The organism is Tardiphaga sp. 813_E8_N1_3 (assembly GCF_051811025.1).
Taxonomy (GTDB): domain Bacteria; phylum Pseudomonadota; class Alphaproteobacteria; order Rhizobiales; family Xanthobacteraceae; genus Tardiphaga.
In genome coordinates, this window is the sequence record NZ_JBPWQE010000001.1 from 2,586,980 (window position 1) to 2,610,880 (window position 23,901).

Annotated in this window: 22 protein-coding genes; 15 read left to right on the top strand and 7 right to left on the bottom strand. The window is 62.2% G+C overall.

Features of this window, described 5'->3' with window-relative positions; genetic code table 11:
* Positions 1 to 75: 75 nt before the first annotated feature.
* Positions 76 to 2,124: a DNA topoisomerase IV subunit B gene (parE, locus tag AB8A33_RS12300; protein WP_439093035.1), complete on the bottom strand. Its 2,049-nt coding sequence runs from the start codon at positions 2,122 to 2,124 to the stop codon at positions 76 to 78.
* Between the two features lie 102 nt (positions 2,125 to 2,226).
* The gene (locus AB8A33_RS12305; RefSeq protein WP_439093037.1) at positions 2,227 to 2,607 is read right to left on the bottom strand and encodes a hypothetical protein; all 381 of its coding nucleotides are present in this window, start codon (positions 2,605 to 2,607) and stop codon (positions 2,227 to 2,229) included.
* 343 nt (positions 2,608 to 2,950) lie between these two features.
* Here AB8A33_RS12305 and AB8A33_RS12310 point away from each other — a divergent pair, with 343 nt between their 5' ends.
* From AB8A33_RS12310 to argC, 5 genes are all read left to right on the top strand, one after another.
* Complete coding sequence (locus AB8A33_RS12310) at positions 2,951 to 3,481, top strand: DedA family protein (RefSeq protein WP_439093039.1); 531 nt, start codon at positions 2,951 to 2,953, stop codon at positions 3,479 to 3,481.
* A gap of 148 nt (positions 3,482 to 3,629) precedes the next feature.
* Entirely contained in the window at positions 3,630 to 4,619 is a 990-nt protein-coding gene (locus AB8A33_RS12315; RefSeq protein ID WP_439093041.1) for an MBL fold metallo-hydrolase, read from the top strand.
* Between the two features lie 145 nt (positions 4,620 to 4,764).
* The gene (locus AB8A33_RS12320; protein WP_439093043.1) at positions 4,765 to 5,754 is read left to right on the top strand and encodes an MBL fold metallo-hydrolase; all 990 of its coding nucleotides are present in this window, start codon (positions 4,765 to 4,767) and stop codon (positions 5,752 to 5,754) included.
* A 224-nt stretch (positions 5,755 to 5,978) separates the two neighbouring features.
* The gene (locus AB8A33_RS12325) at positions 5,979 to 6,662 is read left to right on the top strand and encodes an FMN-binding negative transcriptional regulator (RefSeq protein ID WP_439093045.1); all 684 of its coding nucleotides are present in this window, start codon (positions 5,979 to 5,981) and stop codon (positions 6,660 to 6,662) included.
* Positions 6,662 to 7,720, top strand: coding sequence for an N-acetyl-gamma-glutamyl-phosphate reductase (argC, locus tag AB8A33_RS12330; protein ID WP_439093047.1), 1,059 nt, complete (start codon positions 6,662 to 6,664; stop codon positions 7,718 to 7,720). Before AB8A33_RS12325 ends, argC begins: the two co-directional genes overlap by 1 nt.
* A 183-nt stretch (positions 7,721 to 7,903) precedes the next feature.
* Here argC and AB8A33_RS12335 read toward each other — a convergent pair whose 3' ends face one another.
* Positions 7,904 to 8,938, bottom strand: a complete 1,035-nt coding sequence (locus tag AB8A33_RS12335; RefSeq protein WP_439093049.1) for a glutamine synthetase beta-grasp domain-containing protein — start codon at positions 8,936 to 8,938, stop codon at positions 7,904 to 7,906.
* Between the two features lie 503 nt (positions 8,939 to 9,441).
* Here AB8A33_RS12335 and AB8A33_RS12340 point away from each other — a divergent pair.
* The gene (locus AB8A33_RS12340; RefSeq protein WP_439093051.1) at positions 9,442 to 9,642 is read left to right on the top strand and encodes a DUF2735 domain-containing protein; all 201 of its coding nucleotides are present in this window, start codon (positions 9,442 to 9,444) and stop codon (positions 9,640 to 9,642) included.
* Between the two features lie 113 nt (positions 9,643 to 9,755).
* Here the strand turns inward: AB8A33_RS12340 and AB8A33_RS12345 are convergent, their stop codons facing one another.
* From AB8A33_RS12345 to AB8A33_RS12355, 3 genes are all read right to left on the bottom strand, one after another.
* Positions 9,756 to 10,697 (bottom strand): glutaminase, encoded by a 942-nt coding sequence (locus AB8A33_RS12345; RefSeq protein ID WP_439093053.1) that lies wholly within the window; start codon positions 10,695 to 10,697, stop codon positions 9,756 to 9,758.
* Between the two features lie 24 nt (positions 10,698 to 10,721).
* On the bottom strand, positions 10,722 to 11,123 hold the full coding sequence (locus AB8A33_RS12350; protein WP_439093055.1) for an MAPEG family protein: 402 nt from the start codon (positions 11,121 to 11,123) through the stop codon (positions 10,722 to 10,724).
* Between the two features lie 148 nt (positions 11,124 to 11,271).
* Positions 11,272 to 13,011, bottom strand: coding sequence for a PHA/PHB synthase family protein (locus AB8A33_RS12355; RefSeq protein WP_439095921.1), 1,740 nt, complete (start codon positions 13,009 to 13,011; stop codon positions 11,272 to 11,274).
* A 339-nt stretch (positions 13,012 to 13,350) separates the two neighbouring features.
* Here AB8A33_RS12355 and AB8A33_RS12360 point away from each other — a divergent pair, with 339 nt between their 5' ends.
* From AB8A33_RS12360 to recJ, 7 genes are all read left to right on the top strand, one after another.
* Positions 13,351 to 13,671 (top strand): hypothetical protein, encoded by a 321-nt coding sequence (locus AB8A33_RS12360; protein WP_439063946.1) that lies wholly within the window; start codon positions 13,351 to 13,353, stop codon positions 13,669 to 13,671.
* A 93-nt stretch (positions 13,672 to 13,764) separates the two neighbouring features.
* Positions 13,765 to 14,985: an LL-diaminopimelate aminotransferase gene (locus AB8A33_RS12365; RefSeq protein ID WP_439093057.1), complete on the top strand. Its 1,221-nt coding sequence runs from the start codon at positions 13,765 to 13,767 to the stop codon at positions 14,983 to 14,985.
* A gap of 76 nt (positions 14,986 to 15,061) precedes the next feature.
* On the top strand, positions 15,062 to 16,384 hold the full coding sequence (locus AB8A33_RS12370; RefSeq protein ID WP_439063945.1) for a homoserine dehydrogenase: 1,323 nt from the start codon (positions 15,062 to 15,064) through the stop codon (positions 16,382 to 16,384).
* A 74-nt stretch (positions 16,385 to 16,458) separates the two neighbouring features.
* Positions 16,459 to 17,457, top strand: a complete 999-nt coding sequence (gene glpX, locus AB8A33_RS12375) for a class II fructose-bisphosphatase (RefSeq protein ID WP_439063944.1) — start codon at positions 16,459 to 16,461, stop codon at positions 17,455 to 17,457.
* Between the two features lie 10 nt (positions 17,458 to 17,467).
* Positions 17,468 to 17,920: a GNAT family N-acetyltransferase gene (locus AB8A33_RS12380; protein ID WP_439063943.1), complete on the top strand. Its 453-nt coding sequence runs from the start codon at positions 17,468 to 17,470 to the stop codon at positions 17,918 to 17,920.
* A gap of 79 nt (positions 17,921 to 17,999) precedes the next feature.
* Positions 18,000 to 18,719, top strand: a complete 720-nt coding sequence (locus tag AB8A33_RS12385; protein WP_439063942.1) for a haloacid dehalogenase type II — start codon at positions 18,000 to 18,002, stop codon at positions 18,717 to 18,719.
* 47 nt (positions 18,720 to 18,766) lie between these two features.
* Complete coding sequence (recJ, locus tag AB8A33_RS12390; protein ID WP_439063941.1) at positions 18,767 to 20,605, top strand: single-stranded-DNA-specific exonuclease RecJ; 1,839 nt, start codon at positions 18,767 to 18,769, stop codon at positions 20,603 to 20,605.
* A gap of 44 nt (positions 20,606 to 20,649) precedes the next feature.
* Here the strand turns inward: recJ and AB8A33_RS12395 are convergent, their stop codons facing one another.
* A complete protein-coding gene (locus AB8A33_RS12395; RefSeq protein ID WP_439063940.1) occupies positions 20,650 to 21,399 on the bottom strand; it encodes a GntR family transcriptional regulator in 750 nt (249 codons plus the stop codon).
* A 135-nt stretch (positions 21,400 to 21,534) separates the two neighbouring features.
* Between AB8A33_RS12395 and AB8A33_RS12400 the strand changes: the two genes are divergently transcribed.
* Both AB8A33_RS12400 and AB8A33_RS12405 read left to right on the top strand, forming a co-directional pair.
* Positions 21,535 to 22,884, top strand: coding sequence for a class-II fumarase/aspartase family protein (locus AB8A33_RS12400; RefSeq protein WP_439063939.1), 1,350 nt, complete (start codon positions 21,535 to 21,537; stop codon positions 22,882 to 22,884).
* A 30-nt stretch (positions 22,885 to 22,914) separates the two neighbouring features.
* A complete protein-coding gene (locus AB8A33_RS12405) occupies positions 22,915 to 23,895 on the top strand; it encodes a tripartite tricarboxylate transporter substrate-binding protein (RefSeq protein WP_439093059.1) in 981 nt (326 codons plus the stop codon).
* The last annotated feature ends 6 nt before the right edge of the window (positions 23,896 to 23,901 follow it).

Below are 23,901 nucleotides of genomic sequence, written 5' to 3' on the forward strand. Positions count from 1 at the left end.
GGTAGATACGCGCATCGTCGCCGATAGTTTCAACGTCCGTGCGGGCATCGCGTGGAGGCGATGCCCACTGAAATTTCAGACGTCCAGAAGCTCTTCGTTGGCGAATTCCGCCTTGTCCGAGATGAACGCAAAGCGCGCTTCTGCCTTGGTGCCCATCAGGCGCTCAACGGAATCAGCAGTGCCGTCGCGGTCTTCCGGCAGCAGCTGCACGCGTAGCAAAGTGCGGCGCGCCGGGTCCATGGTGGTTTCTTTCAGCTGCGCCGGCATCATTTCGCCGAGGCCTTTGAAGCGGCCGACATCGACCTTGGCATTGGCGTTGAACTCGCTCTTCAGCAATGCATCCTTGTGTGCGTCGTCGCGCGCATAGACGGTCTTGCTGCCATGGGTGAGGCGGTAGAGCGGCGGCACCGCGAGATACAGATGCCCTTCATCGATCATCTTTGGCATCTGCCGGTAGAAGAAGGTGATCAGCAGTGACGCAATGTGGGCGCCGTCGACGTCGGCGTCGGTCATGATGATGATGCGCGAATAGCGCAGGTCTTCTTCGCGGTAATGCGCGCCGGTGCCGGCGCCGATTGCCTGCATGAGGTCTGATATCTGCGCGTTGGCCGTCAGCTTTTCCTTGGTCGCCGAGGCGACGTTGAGGATCTTGCCGCGCAGCGGCAGGATCGCCTGGTTCTTGCGATCCCGCGCCTGCTTGGCGCTGCCGCCTGCCGAGTCGCCCTCAACGATGAACAGCTCGGAACCCTCGGTCGCGGTATTGGTGCAGTCGGCCAGCTTGCCGGGCAGGCGCAGCTTCTTCACCGCGGTCTTGCGCGAGGTCTCCTTTTCGGCACGGCGGCGCAGACGTTCGTCGGCGCGCTCCAGCACGAATTCGAGCAGCTTGTTGGCCTGTACCGGATTGCCGGACAGCCAGTGATCGAACGGATCCTTGATGGCCTGTTCGACAATCTTCTGGGCCTCGGCGGTGGCGAGGCGATCCTTGGTCTGGCCCTGGAATTCCGGCTCGCGCACGAATACCGAGAGCATCACGGCGGCGCCGACCATCACGTCTTCCGAGGTGATGGTGCCGGAGCGCTTGCCCTGGCCGACGCGTTCGGCGTGGTCCTTCAACCCGCGCAGCATCGCGCTGCGCATGCCGGCTTCATGGGTGCCGCCATCGGGCGTCGGCACGGTGTTGGTATAGGACGACATGAAGCCGTCAGCGTCGGCAGTCCAGGCGACAGCCCATTCGCAGGCGCCATGGGCGCCGTTGCGGCCAGACTTGCCGGAGAAGATTTCCGGATGCACCAGCGTATCGGCATGGATCGCCGCGGCGAGATAGTCCTTGAGGCCGCCGGGGAAGTGGAATTCGTCCTCGGCCGGAGTGTCCTCGAGGCCCTTGAGCAGTTCCGGATCGCACTTCCAGCGGATCTTCACGCCGCCAAACAGATAGGCCTTGGAGCGCGCCATCTTGAACAGACGCTGCGGCTTGAAGGCTGCCTTGGCGCCGAAGATGTCGGTATCCGGCTTGAAGCGCACGCGGGTGCCGCGGCGGTTATGAACCTTGCCGAGATCCTCAAGCTTGCCTTGGGGAATGCCGCGGGCGAACGTCATCTTGTAGAGCTGCTGGTTGCGCGCGACCTCGACCTCGAGCAGCGAGGAGAGGGCGTTGACCACGGAGACACCGACGCCGTGCAAACCGCCCGAGGTCTCGTAGACCTTGGAGTCGAATTTGCCGCCGGCATGCAGCGTGCACATGATGACTTCGAGGGCGGACTTCTTCGGATGTTTCGGATGCGGATCGACCGGGATGCCGCGGCCGTTGTCCGACACCGACAGGAAGCCGTCGGCGGTGAGTTCCACCTCGATGAAGGTCGCATGGCCAGCCAGCGCCTCGTCCATCGAGTTGTCGATCACTTCGGCGAACAGGTGATGCAGCGCCTTTTCGTCGGTGCCGCCGATATACATGCCCGGGCGACGCCGGACCGGTTCGAGGCCTTCGAGGACCTCGATGTCCGCGGCCGTATAGCCGTCTTCAGCATTGGCGGAGCGAGTGGACGCCTTCGGTGCCGCAGCCGATTTTGGCGCGCTGGCGCCGCCAAAAAGATCGACTTTCGCGTTTGATTTCTGTGCCTTGGCCATATGTCTTAAAGTCTTGTCTCGGGTGGCGTCGCGCGGGGCGCGGCGAATCGTTGCTGTGACTATGCCACGTTCAGGTTGGCAATGTGGCTGCGACCTCGGGGCTCATGCGGCCATGCCGGAGCGCTCGGTGCGTAGCACAATCACGACGAACAGGGCCATGGCCGCGAGCATGATCAGTGAACCGATGATCGGAATGGCCATATATGCATGGTTGGCGAGCAGGGTGATGCCGATGCCGACGGGGAACATGATGCCGCCAACGATGTGCATCGTGCCTTGGACCTTGGCCAGCAGCGAGCGTCCGGCCACGGGAATCAGGCGGTAATACAAACCGAACAGGAAGAGCAGCACACCGCCAACGAGGTTGAGATGCGCATGCGCGGGGCTCAGCAGGAAGTCCTGGCGAATGCCCATTACGATGCCGGCGACCATGCCGATCAGCAATACCAGCGCGCTCACGCACATCATCAGCGATCCGATCATCTTCAGTCCTTTGCGTATTTTGATTGTCGAACCCGACAGTAAGCGGACCCACAGCGGTAAAATCGCCATCGGGGAGATGGTCTGTAATCTTGGTCACCGGAGTCGGCGCAAGGTTCAGGAGTACCGTGAGGTTTTTTGCTCGCATGTCTGGTGGCGGTCGGTCGGAGCATCCATTGCGTGTGGAGAAGGCCGCCGTTGGACTCATTGGGCGCCGCATCGAACCCTCAGATGTTGTGACTTGATGTGATCGGTGCAGCCGGATTACCTGTGACGGGCGTTTGAAGGTTAAAGCGGTTCGCGGCCGATCAGGCCGGTGCCAGAACCGCAAAGGAACACTCTCCATATGGAAGGCTGGATGCACGCGTTGATCGAATTCGTGCGCCAGAACCAGGTCTGGGCGGCGCCGATCGTTCTCCTGCTAGCCTTCGGGGAATCGCTCGCCTTCATCTCGCTGCTGCTGCCCGCCTGGGGCGCGCTGGTGGCGATCGGCGCACTGGTCGGCGCGAGCGGGATCAGCTTCTGGCCGGTGTTAATTGCCGGCGCTCTCGGCGCGGCGCTCGGCGACTGGCTCTCTTACTGGTTCGGCTTCAAATACAAGGACCAAGTGGCGCAGATCTGGCCGCTCTCCAAATTTCCCGACCTGCTTCCGCGTGGCGAAGCCTTCGTCAGGAAGTGGGGTGTGCCCAGCATCTATATCGGCCGATTCTTCGGCCCGTTGCGGGCCTCGGTGCCGCTGGCAGCCGGCATTTTCGAAATGCCCTATTGGCGTTTTCAGGTCGCCAACTTCACCTCGGCCTTTATCTGGTCGGGCGTACTTCTCCTGTTTGGCGATGGCTTGTCGATGACCGTGGAATGGCTCTGGAAGCTGAAGTAGTCCGGCGGGGAATAACCGCCGCACCCGGGTGTTCAACGGGCTGACATGTCGCGGTGTCTGAATGCCGCGACATCTCGCAGAAGTCATCGAACGCTGGTAAATAGTTCCGCCAGCCCCCGCCTGTCACTGCTTCACCCCGGAGAACATCATGGACTTGTCACGCCGCCACGCCCTTGCCGGAGCCGCCGCGCTCGCCGCATCTCCATTGCTTACCGCAGGCTCCGCCAAAGCGTCTGCTCCACCTGCCGACAAGCAGGCACCGAGCTTCTATCGCTACAAGGTCGGCGATGCCCAAGTGAATGCGATCTCCGACGGCGCCAACACCTTTCCGCTGGCCGACACTTTCGTGCTCAACGCCAAGAAGGATGAGGTCAACGCCGCGCTCGACAAGGCCTTCCTGCCGAAGGACAAGATGACCATCCATTTCGCGCCGCTCGTGATTAACACTGGTGGCAAGCTGGTGGTGATCGATACCGGTAACGGCCCCGGAGCGCTCGCTGCCACCAAGGGCAATGTCGGCCAGTTCGCCAACAACATGGCCGCCGCGGGTATCGACGCCAAGGCGATCGACATGGTGGTGATCTCGCATTTCCACGGCGATCACGTGAACGGGCTTCTCGCTGCCGATGGCACGCCGGCTTTTCCGAATGCCGAAGTCCTCGTCCCGGCCGCTGAGTGGAAGTACTGGAACGACGACGGCGAACTGGCCAAGGCTGCCAATGACCGCATGAAGGGTCTGTTTGCCAGCAACCGCAAGCTCTTCAACGATGGGCTGAAGAAGAAGGTCACGCCCTATGAGTGGGGCAAGGACGTCGCGCCAGGCCTGCTAGCCGTGGAGTCGGTCGGCCATACGCCGGGCCACACTTCGTTCGTGCTGTCGTCCGGCAGCGACAAGCTGTTCATTCAGTCCGACGTCACCAATCATCCGTCGCTGTTCGTCACCAATCCCGGCTGGCATCTGATGTTCGACCAGGACCCGGCGCAGGCGGAAACCACGCGTCGCAAGGTCTATGACATGCTAGTGGCCGAGAAGATGCGTGTGCAGGGCTTCCACTATCCATTCCCGGCCAATGGCTTCGTCGAGAAAGACGGCAGCGGTTATCGATTGGTGCCGGCCCCATGGAGCCCGGTGATCTAAACGAAGCCTGGCAATTTCCCGGCCTGCGCTGCAGCGCAGGCCGGCTGGCCTCGCAAAGACCCATCGCCTCCGCCGGCGCGTCGTGCCAGTCTCTGCGCCGGAATCGCGCCAACAGCGACCACGCAAAGCGACGGGAGAAGACCTCATGGATTTGTCACGACGGCATGCACTGGCCGGCGCCGCCGCGCTCGCCGCATCTCCATTACTCGCCACAGGCTCTGCCAGGGCCTCAGCTCCGCCGGCGGACAAGCAGGTGCCAAGCTTCTATCGCTACAAGGTCGGTGATATCCAGGTGAACGCCATCTCCGATGGCGCGGCGACGTTTCCGCTGGCCGATACCTATATTTCCAACGCCAAACGCGATGATATCAATGCCGCGCTTGCCAGGGCATTTCTGCCGACAAACCAGATTACCAACTTCTATGCGCCATTGGTGATCAACACCGGCGGCAAGCTGGTGGTGATCGACACCGGCAACGGGCCGGGCGCCTTTGCGGCAACCAAGGGCAATGTCGGGCAGTTCACCACCAACATGATGGCGGCGGGGATCGATCCAAAGATGATCGACATGGTCGTGATCTCGCACTTCCACGGCGATCATGTGAACGGCCTGCTGACGGCGGACGGCGTGCTGGCGTTTCCTAATGCCGAAGTGCTGGTGCCAGCGACCGAGTGGAAGTTCTGGATGGACGATGGCGAGATGAGCCGTGCCACCGGCGATCGCATGACCGGTCTGTTCAAGAACAACCGGCGGGTGTTCGAGGCCGGGTTGAAGAAGAAGGTTACGCCCTATGAATGGGGCAAGGACGTCGCGCCGGGGTTACTGCCTGTCGCCTCGATCGGGCACACGCCGGGCCACACGTCCTATGTGCTGTCGTCCGGATCGGACAAAATCTTCATCCAGTCGGACGTCACCAACCTTCCGGCGCTATTCGCCGCCAATCCCGGCTGGCACGTGAATTTTGATCAGGACCCGGTGCAGGCCGAAGCTACCCGCCGCAAGGTCTATGACATGCTGGTCGCCGACAGAATGCGCGTGCAGGGCTTCCACTATCCGTTCCCGGCTAACGGTTTTGTCGAAAAGGACGGCAACGGCTACCGCGTCGTGCCCGCGCCGTGGAGCCCAGTTCTCTGAGGTCTGTGTTCTGACGATCTTGACGGATCGCGGACGCGGCCCTATGACCGCGTCCATGATCAAGACAGCGACCAGCATCATCGCCCGCCGCCGCATTCTCGCGGCAGGTGGAGATATGCGCGCTTAAGCGTTTTTGATCTCTCACTGCCGCCGGATCCGGTCCGCGGCAGTCCCCCTGAAGCATGATCTGATCCGACGGCCCCTCACAAGAGCAGGAGCCCGTCATGTATACCCCGCCAAAATTCCAGCCCGACCGCGCCAAAGCTCTGGCGTTCGCCGAGGCGCGCGGATTCGGCACGGCCTGTGCGTGGAACGGCCGCAAGCCGATCGCCTCGGCACTGCCGTTCTGTCTCGATTATGGCAATGACGGCACGCCTCGTGTGGCCTTTCACGTGGCGCGGCATAATCCGCTGGTCAAACTGGCAGACGGTGCGTCGCCATGGGTCATGGCGGTGAACGGCGCGGATGCCTATGTGTCGGCCGATTGGTATGCCTCGCCGGACCAGGTGCCCACCTGGCTCTATCAGGCGGTGCATCTGACGGGGACCGTACGGCTGTTGCCGGATGGGGAGCTTGGCTCCCACCTTGACGCGCTCAGCACAAGGTTCGAAAGCTGGCTCGCGCCGAAGCCGATCTGGACGTCGGCAAAGATGACGGCCGGACGGCTGGAGGCGATGAAGAAGGCGATTGTCGGTCTGGTGATGTCGGTGGAAGAGGTCGAAGGCAGCTTCAAACTGAACCAGCACAAGTCCGATGTGGATCATGTAGCTGTCGCGACTGCGTTGGGGCAGCAGCCCGATGCCGGCGCCCGGTTGCTGGCCAAAGAGATGCAGGCACTGCGTCCGCATGTGTTCGCGGATGATGTGTCACAATTGAATGTTATGGCGAGTCTCGAAGGAACGATGTGATGAGCACGAAGAAGAAAATCGGCATTCTCGGCGCGTCCGGTTACACCGGTGCCGAACTGGTGCGGCTGCTGCTGCGCCATCCCAAGGTCGAGCTCGTGCTGCTGACGGCCGACCGGCGCGCCGGGCAGGCGATGGGCGATGTGTTCCCGCAATTCGCGCCCTATGAGCTGCCGACGCTCGTGAGCATCGACTCGGTCGATTGGACGACCATCGGCCTCGATCTGGTGTTCTGCGCGCTTCCGCACGCGACCACGCAGAAGGTGCTGCAGGATCTTCTGGACAAGGCGCCGGAGACCAAAGTGGTCGATCTCTCTGCCGACTTCCGGCTCGAGGACGCTGCTGCCTATGCCAAGTGGTACGGCCACGAGCATCATGCGCTGGAGCTGCAGAAGGAAGCCGTCTACGGCCTCGTCGAGCTTTATCGGCGTGACATCAAAAAGGCGCGGCTCATCGCCAATCCCGGCTGCTACACATCATGCGCGATCCTGCCGCTGGTGCCGCTGCTGAAGGCGCGCGCCATCGAGACCGATGAGATCGTGATCGACGCCAAGTCCGGCATGACCGGAGCAGGGCGTTCCGCCAAGGAAGAGATGCTGTTCTCCGAAGTGTCCGAAGGCTTCAACGCCTATGGTGTCGGCCATCACCGGCACATGGCAGAACTCGATCAGGAGTTCTCCAAGGCTGCCGGCAAGGAGGTGGTCGTGAGCTTCACGCCGCATCTGCTGCCGCAGAACCGCGGCATTCTCTCGACCATCTATGTGCGGGGGCGGCGCGGCAAGACGGCGCAGGATCTCCACGAGGTGCTTGTGAAGCAGTATGAGAAGGAGCCGTTCGTACACATCCTGCCATTTGGCAAGACGCCGCATTCGCGGCATGTGCGCGGCTCTAACATGACCTTCATCGGCGTTGCCGCTGACCGTATCCCGGGCCGCGCTATCATCGTCTCGACGCTCGACAACCTCACCAAGGGCGCGTCGGGGCAGGCGGTGCAGAACATGAATCTGGTGCTCGGTTTTGTCGAGACGCTCGGCATCGATCAGCCGGCGATGTTCCCGTAAGCTGAAATCTTAGTGTTGTACTCCGTCATGCCCGGCCTCGTGCCGGGCATCCACGTCTTGGCGATAAGAACGAAGACGTGGATTGACCGGGACAGGCCTGGCCATGACGGCAAGGGGCGTTAGCCAAAACAAAACGGCCCGAACTTTCGTTCGGGCCGTTCGTCATTCAGATGCAGGCGCAGCTTACGCGGCGGCCTTCTTGTCGGCTGGCACTTCGGAGATCGTCTTCAGGATCTGCGAAGCGATCTGGTAGGGGTCGCCCTGGGAGTTCGGACGGCGGTCTTCCAGATAGCCCTTGTACTCGTTCTTCACGAAGGAGTGCGGGACGCGGATCGAGGCGCCGCGGTCCGCGATACCGTAAGAGAACTTGTTCCACGGAGCGGTCTCGTGCTTGCCGGTCAGACGCTTGTCGTTGTCCGGGCCGTAGACGTTGATGTGGTCCATCAGGTTCTTGTCGAACTGGGCCATCAGAGCTTCGAAGTAAGCCTTGCCGCCGACCGTACGCATGTATTCGGTCGAGAAGTTGGCGTGCATGCCGGAGCCGTTCCAGTCGGTATCGCCGAGCGGCTTGCAGTGGAATTCGATGTCGATGCCATACTTTTCCGTCAGACGGAGCAGCAGGTAGCGCGCGATCCACATTTCGTCAGCGGCTTTCTTGGAGCCCTTGCCGAAGATCTGGAATTCCCACTGGCCCTTCGCCACTTCGGCGTTGATGCCTTCGTGGTTGATGCCGGCTTCGAGGCAGAGGTCGAGATGTTCTTCGACGATCTCGCGGGCAATTGAACCGACGTTCTTGAAGCCGACGCCGGTGTAGTAGGGGCCCTGCGGCGCGGGATAGCCATCCTCGGGGAAGCCGAGCGGACGGCCGTTCTCGTAGAAGAAGTATTCCTGTTCGAAACCGAACCATGCGCCGGCATCGTCGAGAATGGTGGCGCGCTTGTTGGTCGAGTGCGGGGTGACGCCATCCGGCATCATGACTTCGCACATCACCAGAGCGCCGTTCTCACGGGCAGCGTCCGGATAGATCGCAACCGGCTTCAGCACGCAATCGGAGCTGTGGCCTTCGGCCTGCATGGTCGACGAACCATCGAAGCCCCACAGCGGGAGCTGTTCGAGGGTCGGGAAATCTTCGAATTCCTTGATCTGCGTCTTGCCACGCAGGTTCGGAACCGGCGTGTAACCGTCGAGCCAAATATACTCGAGCTTATACTTTGTCATGCGGGTCTCTCATGAGTTGGCGATGCGTAGGGCGTGAACCCTGAGCTTGCTGGCGCGCGGATGCGGGATCCGCCCGCCAGCGGCGCTGCATATAAAGCACGTAGTATGCCAACTTGCCGCGGTGCAACGTTTTTGTGACGAAAAGTGCGGCGCGTCCCCAACCGGGCTGCCATTCGCTTTCGGGAGAGGGCATCGGAGGTCGGGAATCGGTCAGGATTCGTGAATTTTTCAGAGGAATTCGGCCGCGCGCTAAAACACCGGCTGCCCAATTCCCTTGCAGGCGATTTTTGACCGGAACTTTTCTGCCTTTCAGACGCTCAAATGAGAGGTCAGGCGCCGCGTAGGCGGCTTCAAAACCTGCGCGCCCAAAGCGCACGTCCACCGAGTGCGCATATTGTAGCCATTTGGATGCTTCTTACGAGGCAGTCGGCACAAAAGAAGGGCGCCTCTGTTACAATGATGATCCAAAAGGAAAAAACAGATCAGAGGAAGGAAGAGAAGCGATGCCGACATCTCAAACGCATCACCCCCATACCGCTAAAATCTACCAATTCCCAGTTGGTGGCCGTGCATCGGTCGGCCCGCGGGGACGGCTCAGCAAGCCGTTGGACCTGCGTGCCTCGACCGTGAAAACCGTGGCCGACTATGACAGCTGGTACCACGAGGCTGCCATCCAGGAAGCCAAGCGGACCTACGAACATTGACGGTGCCTGGCCGGAAGCAAGGTTTACCGCCCCGGGCGCGGTTCATCGACGACGATCAAGGGCTGAAACAGCGATGTTTCAGCCCTTTTTCATGACCGGAAACCGGGTCGGCATCAGGTCCCGAAAATCGACCAGCCGAGCCGTTTGGTGAGTTCTTCGAGGGCGATGCGACCGAGATGCGAATTGCCGTGATGATCGAGGCCGGGCGCCCAGACGGCGATTGAAGCCTTGCCGGGCGCGACCGCGATAATGCCGCCGCCGACGCCGCTCTTGCCGGGTAGGCCGACGCGATAGGCGAATTCACCGGAGCCGTCGTAGTGTCCGCAGGTCAGCATCAGCGCGTTGATACGGCGCGCACGCTCCGACGACACCACCGAGAGCCCGGTCGACGGATTGCGGCCGGAATAAGCGAGGTAGCGCGTCGCCATGGCGAGCTGCCGGCACGACATCGCGATGGCGCAGTGATGGAAATAGACGCCGAGCGTGAAGTCGACGGGATTTTGGACGACGCCGAACGACTTCATGTAATTGGCCAGCGCAGTGTTGCGAAAGCCGGTGCGCTTCTCGGAGGCCGCGACCGCCTCGTCGATCACGATGCTGTCGTCGCCAGCCAGAAACTGCATGAAGCGCAGGATTTCGCCGATTGCCTCGCGCGGCTGATGGCCGGACAGGATGACATCAGTGACGGCGATAGCGCCGGCATTGATGAAGGGGTTACGCGGCACGCCGCGCTCGCGTTCGAGCTGGACGATGGAGTTGAATGGATTGCCCGACGGCTCGCGGCCGACATGCTTCCACAACCGGTCGCCGACCATGCCAAGCGCCAAGGTTAGCGTGAAAACCTTCGAGATACTCTGGATCGAGAACGGCACATCGGCATCGCCGCCGGTCGCCACCTGGCCATCCGCATCGATGACCACGAGCCCGAACTGGTTAGGATTGATGCCGGCGAGCTCCGGAATATAGCTCGCAACCTCGCCGCGGTCGGTGCGCTGCGCCATCTCGTCGGCGATTTCGGTGACGATTCTTTGCAGGTCTGGCGCGGGGTGACTCATTGCGTTGGACTAGCGTACCCGGCCTCAAACCGGAATACGCAGGATCGCGACCGCGAGCACGGCCTGAGCGAAGAAACCAACGAGGAAGGCCAGCGTGCGGAAGATGGGGAGACCCAGTGTGTAAACGACCAGATGCACGACGCGCGACCAGAAATAGACGGCGCAGGCCAGAACAGTGGTCGGGGTCGAAACGTCCGCAGCGTTCAGGATCAGCACCAGCGGCGCGAAGACGATGAGGTTCTCGACCGCGTTGTCATGGGCGAACAGTAGCCGGTTGGCCCAGTCGGCCAAAGGCTTGTCATTACGCGACGGGTTGGCCATCGCGCCGGTAACGCCGCGGACCATGATGCGGTTCAGCACATAGGGCACCCAGAGCAGGCCGGTGAGAATCACGGTCAGCGTCAGCCAGAACAATTCGCGCGTCATCCGGGTATCCTTTCGGTCGAAATTTCCGCGGAAAACGCGGAGATGGTCATGCAAAACACGCGCGCCGCAAGCCGTATGCGATGCGCGTTGGCTGAAACCATAGACGTTTGCTGTGACAACGCCAACCGAGCGCGAAGCACGCGAGCCGCTACGCCCGCACCCGCACATAACTGCCGGGGGCGTCTTCCAGTGGGGGGAAGGCGTCGGTGCCGACCTGACGGGCCAGAACCTCTTCGCCATCGATGCCGGAGAGCCATTCACGCCAGTTCGGCCACCATGAGCCAGCATGTTCCTGCGCGGTCTTCATCCAGTCGGCGAGATTGGTGGCGTGGGCGTTGTCGTTGGTCCAGTACTGGTACTTGCCGGAGGCCGGTGGATTCACCACACCGGCGATATGGCCGGAGCCGGACAGCACGTATTTCACCGGGCCGCCGAAGAATTGCGAGCCGTACAGCACCGATTGCGCCGGTGCGATGTGATCCTCGCGGGTGGCGAGATTGTAGACAGGCACCTTGACCTTCGAGAGATCAAGCCGGGTGTTGTCGAGGATCATGTTGCCGGTCGAGAGCTTGTTCTCGAGATAGCAGTTGCGCAGATAGAACGAATGGTTCGCCGCCGGCATCCGCGTCGCATCCGAATTCCAGTGCAGCAAATCGAAGGCCGAAGGCGGCTTGCCCTTGAGGTAGTTGTTGACCACGTAGGACCAGATCAGGTCGTTGGATCGCAGCATGTTGAAGGCCATGGCCATCTTGCTGCCTTCCAGCACACCCGCCGCCTGCATGTCCTTTTCCAGAGCCGAGATCTGATCCTCATCGACGAAGACCATGAGGTCGCCGGCATGGGTGAAGTCGACCTGCGCGGCCAGGAACGTCGCCGAGGCCACGCGGACGCGGCGCTTCTCGGCGAGCCAGGCCAGCGTCGAGGCGAGCAGGGTGCCGCCGACGCAATAGCCGATGGTGTGGACCGTCATCTCGCCGGTGACCTGCTCGATCACGTCCATCGCGGTCAGCGGGCCTTCCTTCATATAGTCATCGAAGGTCTTGGCGCCGAGCCGCTTGTCGGGGTTGACCCAGGAGATCACGAACACCGAGACACCCTGGTCGACGGCCCACTTGATGAAGGATTTCTCGGGCTTGAGATCGAGGATGTAAAACTTGTTGATCCAAGGCGGCACGATCAGCAGCGGCGTGCGCAGCACGTTCTCGGTTGCCGGCTGATACTGGATCAGCTGCATCACCTCGTTCTGGAAAATCACTTTGCCCGGCGTCGTCGCCATGTTGACGCCGACTTCGAGATTCTTCGGGTCGGACTGGCGAATGCGGATCGAGCCGCGGCCGGCCTCGATGTCTTCGGCCAGCATGGTCATGCCACGCATCAGGTTGCTGCCATTCGACGCGACCGTCTCGCGCAGCACTTCCGGATTGGTCAGCACGAAGTTCGACGGCGCCATCGCATTGGTGATCTGCTGGACGTAGAACTCCGCTTTCTTGCGGGTATGCGCATCGAGCCCCTCGGCATTCTTGACGAGGTCGTGGGCCCATTGCGTGGTCAGCAGATAGGCCTGCATGACGAAATCGAAGAACTGGTTCGATTTCCATTCGGGATCGCTGAAGCGCTTGTCGCGCGGCGGTGCCTCGATAGCGGGCGAGCTGGTTTCGCCGACCATCCGGCGCATCGCCGAGCCCCAGAGGTCGAGATAGGCCTTGCCGAGTTTCATCTGCAATTCGGCGGCGCGCTTGTCGTCGGACAGCCAGTAGTTGGCGACGATGCTGAATGTCTTGATCAGTTCGGTCAGCTCGTTCGGCGGCTTGTCGACGGTCTCGCCAGTCTGGCGTGGCTGCAGATAGGCGGCCAGCGCCTTGCCGCCATTCTCCATCGCCTTGGCCATGTTGAGCGCAAAAGCTTCGGGATTGAACGGCTTGTCGGTCTTGTCGCCCGAGGTCTTGTTTTCAGCAGCTTTGGCTTCGGCGGCAACTTCGGTCATGGCGCAACAACAGCTTCATTCCAGTCGGGCAACGGTACGTCACCACGCAAATCGATGATGGCACAGTTCGCGGGTTGCCGCAGGATTCGATGTGCTGCACCGCGTCAAACGTCTTGCTTCGGTCATATTGAAGATCCAAGCCTGCATCATGTTCCCCCGGCGTTAATCGTTTGTGACCAGATTGATCGGATGGTGCGCTGCAATGGGGATGAAATCGATTCTAATGCGATGTAGGGTTGTGGCGTGACGCGTAGAGGCACATTCAGGGTGATCGACGGTCGCAGCGCGCGGGCAGTGGCAACCGCCGCCCTGCTGGCGCTGGGCCTTGGCTTGCCGCTTGGCGGCTGCGCCTCGTCGATTGCCGACATGCCCATGGTGGGGACGCCGGCGGGCGCTCCGGCACGTCCGGCCGAGGTGGGCACCTATCTGCCGGTTCACGACCTGCCGACCACCCGCGAAGGCACCGCCATGGCGCCGGCGGACCAGGCCAAGATGCAGGCCGAACTGACTGCCGCCCGCGATCGCCAGGCCGTCGTGCTGCCGGCCAAACCGGCGGCCAAATAGTCAAAACTGCCCGTCGTGACTGGTGTCACCGGGCTTCCGTGATAAAAAGAAACGATTCAACCGCGCGCTGAAGCGGTTTTGGAGCCCGATCCCATGGAAGAATTCTACCGCATCCGCCGACTGCCGCCCTATGTGTTCGAACAGGTCAACCGGGCCAAGGCCGCCGCGCGGAACGCTGGCGCCGATATCATCGACCTCGGCATGGGCAATCCGGATCTGGCGACCCCGCCGCATGTGATCGAGAAGCTCAAGGAGACCTTGGGCAAGCCGCGCACCGACCGCTATTCTGCCTCGAAGGGCATCACCGGCCTCCGCAAGGCCCAGGCCGGCTATTACGAGCGCCGCTTTGGCGTGAAGCTCAATCCCGACACTCAGGTGGTGGCGACGCTGGGCTCCAAGGAAGGCTTCGCGAACGTCGCCCAGGCGATCACCGCGCCCGGCGACGTCGTGCTGTGCCCGAATCCAAGCTATCCGATTCATGCCTTCGGCTTCCTGATGGCTGGCGGCGTGATCCGCTCGGTGCCGTCCGAGCCGACGCCGGACTTCTTCGCCGCCGTCGAGCGCGCCATCATCCATTCGATCCCGAAACCGATCGCGCTGATCGTCTGCTATCCGTCGAACCCGACGGCGCAGGTGGCAACCCTCGATTTCTACAAGGACCTCGTGGCCTTCGCGAAGAAGCACGAGATCTACATTCTTTCGGACCTCGCTTATGCGGAGGTCTATTTCGACGACAAGAACCCGCCGCCCTCAGTGCTGCAGGTACCGGGCGCGATGGACGTCACCGTCGAGTTCAACTCGATGTCGAAGACCTTCTCGATGGCCGGCTGGCGCATGGGCTTTGCGGTCGGCAACGAGCGCATCATTGCCGCGCTGACGCGGGTGAAATCCTATCTCGACTACGGCGCGTTTACGCCCGTGCAGGTCGCGGCGACTGCCGCGCTGAACGGTCCGGACGACTGCATTCGCGAGATGCGTGATGTCTATCGCAAGCGCCGCGACGCGATGGTGGAATCCTTCGGCCGCGCTGGCTGGGACATTCCGCCGCCCTCGGCGTCGATGTTCGCCTGGGCGCCGTTGCCGGAGAAATTCCGCGAGGTCGGCAGCATGCAGTTTGCAACGCTTCTCGTTGAAAAGTCCGGTGTGGTTGTATCTCCCGGCGTCGCCTTCGGCGAGCATGGCGAAGGCTATGTCCGCATTGCGATGGTCGAGAACGAACAACGTATTCGCCAGGCTGCCCGCGGCATTCGCCGCTTCCTTGAAAGCGGTCTCGAAACGTTGCACAACGTGGTTCCTCTCGCCAACCGGCGATAGGCGTGATCCCGAAAGCCGGCAACCGGTTTTCGGACCGGTCATCGCTCAACAAGAATTCCGACAGGTCTGAAGCTTAATGGTCGCACCCCTCAAAGTGGGTATCGCGGGACTCGGCACCGTTGGTGCCGAAGTCGTCCGTCTCATCGAACAGCAGAACTCGATTTTGGCCGCGCGCTGCGGTCGTGGCGTCAAGGTGGTTGCTGTCACCGCGCGCTCCAAGATCAAGAAGCGCGGCGTCGATCTGCGCGGCATCGACTGGATGAAGGATCCGCTGGCGGTTGCTCAGCATCCGGATGTCGAGTGCTTCGTCGAATTGATGGGCGGTGTCGGTGATCCCGCTCTGTCATCGATCGAGGCGGCGCTCGGCGCCGGCAAGTCGGTCGTAACCGCGAACAAGGCACTGATCGCCAAGCATGGTCTGAAGCTCGCGGCATCGGCTGAGAAGCACGGCGGCGCGCTGAATTATGAGGCCGCCGTCGCGGGCGCCATTCCGATCATCAAGACGATCCGCGAAGGTCTCGCCGGCACCGATATCAATCGCGTCTACGGTATTCTCAACGGCACCTGCAACTACATCCTGTCCCGGATGGAGCTGGAGGGCCTGTCCTTCGAGGAATGCCTTAAAGACGCGCAGCGGCTTGGCTACGCCGAAGCCGAGCCGTCCTTCGACGTCGATGGCCACGACACCGCGCAGAAGCTGGCCATTCTCGCCAGCCTCGCATTCGGGACCAAGGTCGCGCAGAGCGCTGTTTCGGTCGAGGGCATTTCGTCCATCGCGGCTGAAGATCTGCGCGCCGCTGCAGAACTCGGCTATCGCGTGAAGCTGCTGGGCGTCGCCATGCGCACCGCGACCGGCATCGAACAGCGCGTGCATCCAACCATGGTGCCGCTGTCGTCCTCCATTGCGCAGGTCATGGGCGTCACCAACGCTGTCACCGTCGACGGTGCCGGCATCGCGCCGATTACGCTGGTCGGTCCGGGCGCTGGCGGCGCTGCGACGGCGTCTGCTGTTCTCGCTGATATCGCCGACGTCGCACGTAACGTGCGCACGTTGCCGTTCGGGCGACCAGTTGCGAAACTCAAGACCACCACCAAGGCGCCGATGGAGCGCCATGAAGGTGGTTATTATATCCGCCTGATGGCGCGCGATCTCGCCGGCACAGCTGCGCGCATCGCGACCCGTCTGGCCGAGCAGAAGATCTCGCTGGAGTCGATCGTGCAGCGCCATCCGAATGGCGGCATCGAGCCGGTCGGCAAGAGCACGAAATCGTCACCTGTGCCTGTTATCCTGATCACCTATGCGACCGCTGAAGACGCGATGCGCCGCGCCCTCCAGGCCGTACAGAGCGACAAGGTGATATCGGGCAAGCCGCAAGTTATCCGGATCGAGAAGAACTAAATCCACGCGTTGAGAGTTGTATGGGATCATCGATCCCTAGGGGTCGTCAGACCCGCCGTAGAAGGAGCCCGCCCATGTCGACCCATATTACCGTCCCACCGCAGCAACTGCTCGAGCGCATTCTGACGCTGGAGATCGTTCGCGTGACCGAGCGCGCGGCAGTGTCGGCTGCGCGGCTGCGTGGTCATGGGCAGGAAAAGGCGGCGGATCAGGCAGCGGTCGATGCGATGCGCCGCGAACTCAACAAGATGCCGATCGATGGCACCATCGTGATCGGCGAGGGCGAGCGCGACGAAGCGCCGATGCTCTATATCGGCGAAAAGGTCGGCATCAATGCGGGCCCCAAGGTCGATATTGCCGTCGATCCGCTCGAAGGCACGACGCTGTGCGCCAAGGACATGCCGGGCTCGATCGCCACCATGGCGATGGCCGACGGCGGCACGCTGCTGCACGCGCCCGACGTCTATATGGACAAGATCGCAATTGGTCCGGGCTACGCCAAGAACGTGATCGACATCGACGCATCGCCGGAAGAGAACATCAAGCGCCTCGCCAAGGCCAAGGGCGTACCGGTGTCGGCGATCACAGCCCTCGTGCTTGAGCGGCCGCGGCACGAAGCATTGATTGCAGCGATCCGCTCGACCGGGGCGGCGCTGCGTCTCATTCCGGACGGCGACGTCGCCGGCGTCATCCACACCACCGATCCCGCCAAATCCGGCATCGACATCTATCTCGGCATTGGCGGAGCACCGGAAGGCGTGCTGGCAGCTGCAGCACTGCGCTGCATCGGTGGCCAGATGCAGACTCGCCTGATCCTCGATACCGACGAGAAGCGCGAGCGTGCGGCGAAGATGGGCGTCACCGATCCGAAGATGATCTATGGCATCGAGGACATGGCGAAGGGCGACTGCCTGTTTGCCGCCACCGGCGTCACCGACGGCGCATTGCTGTCGGGCGTCAAGTTCCGCGGCGACGTCATCGAGACCGAGACCATCGTGATGCGTTCGGTCACAGGCACCGTGCGCATCATCAAGGGCGAGCATCGCCAGCTCGAAAAATTCCACCTGGATTGAGTTCGGTCACATGGCGAAGGCGAATGTTGAGATCCGCCCGGTTGGCCCCGACGAACGGGCCGCCTGGGAGCCGCTGTGGCAGGGCTATCTGACCTTTTACAAGGCGACGCTGCCACAGGTCGCGACGGACACGGCGTGGAAGCGTTTCCATGACGCAAACGAGCAGATGTTCCTGCTCGGCGCCTATGTGGATGGCAAGCTCACCGGCATCGTGCAGTTCCTGTATCACCGCTCATCCTGGACGCCGGGCAACTACTGCTATCTGCAGGATCTGTTCGTCGACAACGGCGCGCGGGGACTTGGCGTCGGTCGCGCTTTGATCGAAGCTGTCTACGCAAAGGCCAAGGCGGACGGCTGCAGCCGTGTGCACTGGCTGACGCAGAACGAGAATGTGCAGGCCAGAATTCTCTACGATCAGGTCGCGGACAATTCCGGATTTATGCAATACCGGAAGATACTCTAACTAAAGGCAATCCGAGCGCGCCAACATGCGCTCGGATTAATCGAACTAAAAACCAAGAAAACAAAATGGGGATGAGACCATGAGCGAGACCGATAACGTCAAGGCTCTGGTGTTCGACGTGTTCGGCACCGTGGTTGACTGGCGTTCCAGCCTGATTGCTGACTGTACCGCGTTCGGCAAAGCGCGCGGCATGACCGCGGACTGGACTGCGCTCGTCGACGCCTGGCGGCAGGCCTACATGCCGTCGATGGACGTGGTGCGTCATCATCCCGAGCGCGGTTTCGTCAAGCTCGATACGCTGCATCGGCAGTCGCTCGATGTGCTGGTCGCCAAATTCGGCATCAACGGGCTCTCGGACAACGATCTGCATTACATGACACTGGGCTGGCACCGGCTGCATCCGTGGGTGGACTCGGTCAGCGGTCTGACGCGCCTGAAGACCAAATACGTCATCAGCCCGTTGTCGAACGGCAATGTAGCGCTGCTGACCAACATGGCGAAATTCGCTGGCCTGCCATGGGACCTGATCATGAGCGCGGAACTGTTCGAACACTACAAGCCCGATCCGCAGGCCTATCTCGGCGCGGCCGCACTGCTCAATCTGAAGCCTGCCGAAGTCATGATGGTTGCGGCGCATAACAACGATCTCGACGCTGCGCAGAAGCTCGGTCTCAAGACCGCCTTCGTGCCGCGCGTCACTGAATATGGTCCGCACCAGAACCGCGATTTCAAGGCCGATGGCGCGTGGGACGTGGTAGCGGATGATTTCAATGATCTGGCGAAGCGGATGGGCTGCTGACGGCCTGAGATTTGCCGAAAGCGGCTGCGCGGCCTATTGCTGATCCCATGACGCCACCGACCATCATTCCCGTCGAATCCCAGCAGGCCTTTCTCGGCGTCACCGAATCCGCCACCGGGCGGATCTGGCGCGACCGGGTGGACCAGCGCGGCGCGGCGCGGGCGCTGGCCATGGTGCAGCGTTATCAATTGCCGGAGATGCTGGCGCGGCTGCTGGCCGGGCGCGGCGTCGAGCTCGATGCGGTCGAGGACTTTCTCGATCCCACCATCCGCAAGCTGATGCCGGACCCGTTCACCATCACGCAGATGGAAGCGGCGGCAAAGCGCATCGCGGATGCCGCGCAGCGCCGGGAGAAGGTGGCGATCTTCGGCGACTACGACGTCGATGGCGCGACGTCGTCGGCGCTGCTGGCCTGGCATCTGCGCCATTGCGGGCTCGATCCGCAGATCCACATTCCCGATCGCATCTTCGAAGGCTATGGCCCCAATGTGGATGCCATCAAAACGCTGGCCGGCAAGGGCGCCACGCTGCTGGTGACTGTCGATTGCGGCACGACGAGCTTCGAACCTCTGGCCGAGGCCAAGAAGCTCGGCATGTCCGTGGTCGTCATCGATCACCATCAGACCGGCGAGGAATTGCCTGACGTCGATGCCGTGGTGAATCCGAACCGGCTCGACGATATTTCCGGTCTCGGTCATCTCGCCGCCGTGGGCCTCGTGCTGATCACGCTGGTCGCCGTCAATCGCGAATTGCGCAAGCGCGGCTTCTGGACCGCGGAGATGCCGGAGCCGGATCTGCTCGGCATGTTGCATCATGTGGCGCTGGGCACTGTGGCCGACGTCGCGCCGCTGATCGGCCTGAACCGCGCCTTTGTCGCCAAGGGTCTCATCGCATTGCGTCGCCGCGATCATGTCGGGCATACCGCATTGATGGATGTGGCGCGTTTGAACGGTCCGCCGGAAGCGTGGCATCTCGGTTTTATGTTGGGACCGCGCATCAATGCCGGCGGCCGCATTGGTCGCGCAGACTTGGGCGTGCGGCTGCTGCTAGAAGGCGATATCTCCGAGGCCGCGAAGATCGCTGCCGAACTCGATCGGCTGAACATCGAGCGCCGTGTGATCGAGCAGGCCGCTGAAGCGCAGGCCGAAGCGGAGGCGCTGGCGTCATTGGGGCTTGAGGACAAAGGCTCCGTGATCGTTACGGCCAGTGAAGGCTGGCATCCCGGCGTCGTCGGTCTCGTCGCCTCGCGCCTGAAGGAAAAATTCTCGCGGCCCGCTTTTGCCATCGCGCTGGAGCCCGGCGGTATCGGCACGGGGTCTGGCCGTTCGATCTCCGGCGTCGATCTCGGCAAGGCCGTGCGACAGGCGGTCACTGACGGGTTGTTGATGAAAGGCGGCGGCCACGCCATGGCCGCGGGCATCACGCTACGCAAGGAGCGGCTCGGCGAATTCCGCGCCTATATCGAAAGCGCGCTGGCTGCGGATGTCGGCAAGTCCCGCAACGAGAAAGAACTGTTCATCGACGGCGCCGTCACCGCGCGCGGTGTGACGACGGATCTGGTGAATACGCTCAATCGTGCAGGACCATTTGGTGCGGCCAATCCCGAGCCGGTGATCGCGCTGCCGGCGCATCAGCTCGCTTATGTCGACGAAGTCGGTCAGGCGCATCTGCGGCTACGCTTCAAGGCGAGCGATGGCGCGATGGTCAACGGCATCGCGTTTCGTTCGGTCGGACAGAAGCTCGGCAATGCATTGCAGGAACTGCGCGGTCAGCCGGTGCATGTGGCGGGATCACTCACCGTGGATCGCTGGCAGGGTGCCGAACGCGTGCAGATGCGCGTGATCGATGTGGCGGCGCCGGATCCCGGGCCGAAGATGATCAGGTAGTCTCACCGCTTTCAACCTGTCGTCACCCGGCTTGACCGGCGCACTCATCCATTTGTGTCTTGTCGGCGCAGCAGTCTGGTCGAATATCGATACCGGTCCGCTGGATGAATGCTGAGCGAGACTTCCGCCAGCTCGCTTGACGCGAACAGATATTGCCGCCGGATCGACAGCGCATGCGCGCCGGTTTCTGCCTTCAGAGGCTCCGCCATCGTCTTCGAAACGCCCACAGCAGATATGTCCTGACGGATCTCGACGAACCGTCGTCCCGAGATCTTTTCGACGAGCGTGCCAAAGATTTCGTGATGCCCGCTCATCTTCGCGCGCACCTCGTCGGCAAAGGCGCCGTCGATATAGACATCGGTCCAGCAGATCGGTGGCTGTGTGACGTCGCCCGGAATCGTGCGCAGACTTGAGATGCACAACCAGCGCCGGCCGGGCTGGCATCCAAGCTGGCTGGCCAACTCGCTGTCCGCGACAATGTCGGCGACGCGCTGCACGTGGCGCTCTGTCTCGGTGCCGAACTGCTGCACCGCCTCGATCGTATTGAGTGCCTGCGTAAAGCCATCGCCACCCTTGGCCGGAGAGGCCGCTTCGACGCGGGTTCCGGCATTGCGTTTGCGGCTCACTAGACCAGACGCCTGCAGCTCCTGCATCGCCGCGCGCACGGTTGATCGGCTCACGGCGAACTGGTCCGCCAGCTCGAATTCTGTCGGCAGTACGGACCCGACGGGATGCCGGCCGTCTGCAATGGCCTCGGTAAGTGCTCGGGCCACGAACGCGTAACGCTTTTCCACCGTCGTCCCTCGACTCCTAAGCCCCTGATCGCAAGATGGAAACCTGATTGGCGACCATCTCGTCAAGGAAGGAGATTGACACGTAGTTTATGTTCGGACAATTTAATATGTACGAACATAATAAGAGGAAGCGTTATGGGCAGCACGGTTTTCGATTCGGTCCTGTTTCGGGACATGTTCGGCACCGCGGAAATGCGGGCGGTCTTCGCCGACGAAGCCCTGGTCGGCCGCTACATCGAGGCCGAAGTCGCGCTGGCCCGTGCGCAGGCTCGCATGGGCGTTGTCCCGAAGGATGCCGCCCAGGCCATCGAGGCCGCCGCCAAATCGATCCGGATCGATTTCGACAAGCTCCGCGCTGAGACCGAAATCGTCGGCTACCCGATCCTGCCACTTGTTCATCAGCTATCCGAGGCCGCCGGAGAGGCGGGCCGCTATGTCCATTGGGGTGCGACCACTCAGGACATCATGGACACCGCCAACGTCCTGCAGATCCGCGCGGCCCTGCAGATCGTTGCACGCGATCTACGCGAGGTCCGCGACATCCTGGTCGCGATGGCGCGCAAATATCGCGACACGCCGATGGCCGGGCGCACCCATCTGCAGCAGGCGCTGCCGGTCACCTTCGGCTACAAGGCCGCCGTCTGGCTCTCTTCCATCGATCGTCACATCGAACGCGTCGATCAGGCACTGCCACGCATCCTGCTCGGCGAGTTCTCCGGCGCCGCGGGGACGCTCGCGTCGGTGGGCGAGGGCGGGTTGGAGATGCAAAGACTGTTCTGCGAGGAGCTCGGCCTGCATCAGCCCTCGATCACCTGGCATGTCGCCCGCGACGGCATCGCCGAAGCGGTCACGCTGCTCGGTCTGATCACCGGTACGCTCGGCAAGATCGCCACCGACGTGATGCTGTTGTCATCGTCGGAATTCGGCGAAGTGTCGGAGCCTTTCGTGCCCGGTCGCGGCGCCTCATCGACGATGCCGCAAAAGCGTAACGCGATTTCCAGCGAACTGATGCTCGCCGCTGCCAAGGCGGTGCGCCAGCACGTCGCGACCATGCTCGACGGCATGATCCATGACCTGGAACGTGCAACGGGGCCGTGGCACCTCGAATGGGTGTCGTTGCCGGAGAGCTTCCTGCTCACCGCCTCGTCGCTGGCAAATGCCAAATTCATGCTGGCCGGACTCGTGGTTCACGAGAAGCGCATGCTGGAGAATCTGGATCTGACACGCGGTCTCATCGTCGCCGAAGCGGTGATGATGGCAGCGGCGCCGAAACTCGGCCGCCAGCATGCGCATGATGTGGTCTACGACGCCTGCCGCAAGGCGATCGAAGGCGGCGGACAGCTCGCCGACATTCTCGCCGAAGTGCCGGAAATCACCGAAGCGCTTGGCGGCAAGGACGCCATCCGTCGCCACTGCGATCCGGCCAACTATCTCGGCCTGTGCGGTCCGATGGTGGATCGCGTGCTGAGCATGAGCAAACGCTGAAACAACAAACACAACAGGGGAGGAATTTCGATGACGAAGAACATTTTGACGACCGCATTCGTGCTCGCCGGTGCGCTCCTTGCCGTTCCGGCCTCGGCCCAGGACTTTCCGACACGCACCATCACCATGAACATGCCGTATTCGGCAGGCGGTCCCGGCGACACGATCGCGCGGCTGCTGGCGCAGGGCATGAGCGGCCCGCTGAAGCAGCAGGTCATCGTCGAGAACACGACCGGCGCCGGCGGCTCGATCGGCAGCGCCAAGGTCGCGGCCTCGTCGCCGGACGGCTACAATCTGCTGCTGATCCATATCAGCCACGCGACCAATCCGGCGCTGTATCCAAAACTCAAATACGATCCGATCAAGGACTATGAGCCGATCGGTCTCGCTGTCGATCTGCCGTCGGTGTTCGTGGCACGCAAGGATCTCCCGGCAGCCAATCTCGCCGAGCTGATCGCCTGGATGAAGACGAATAAGGAGAAAGTGAATTACGCGCATGCCGGCATCGGATCGGCTTCGCATCTGTGCGGGCTCCTGCTCAATGCGGCGACCGGCACGCAGCCGACCCAGATCGCCTATCGCGGCGCGGGCCCGGCGATGAATGACATGATGAGCGGGCAGGTCGACGTGATGTGCGATCAGATCGTCAACGTTGTCGGCAATGTCGATGGCGGCACGATCAAGGGCTACGCCGTCACCAGCACCGAGCGGGCCCCGGCGCTGCCGAAGCTCCCCACCACCGCCGAGGGCGGATTGCCGGGCTTCACCTACACCGTCTGGTACGGCCTGTTCGCACCCAAGGGCACGCCCAAGCCGATCATCGACAAACTTGTTGCCGCACTGAACGTGGCGCTGAAGGACGAGACCGTGAAGAGCCGGCTTGCCGGGCTCGGCGTGCAGCCGGTGGCGCCGGAGAGGGCGACGCCCGAAGCGCTGGCCGCGCATCTAAAATCGGAGATCGACAAATGGACGCCGATCATCAAGGCGGCGGGCGTTGTCGGCGCGCAGTGAGCGAGA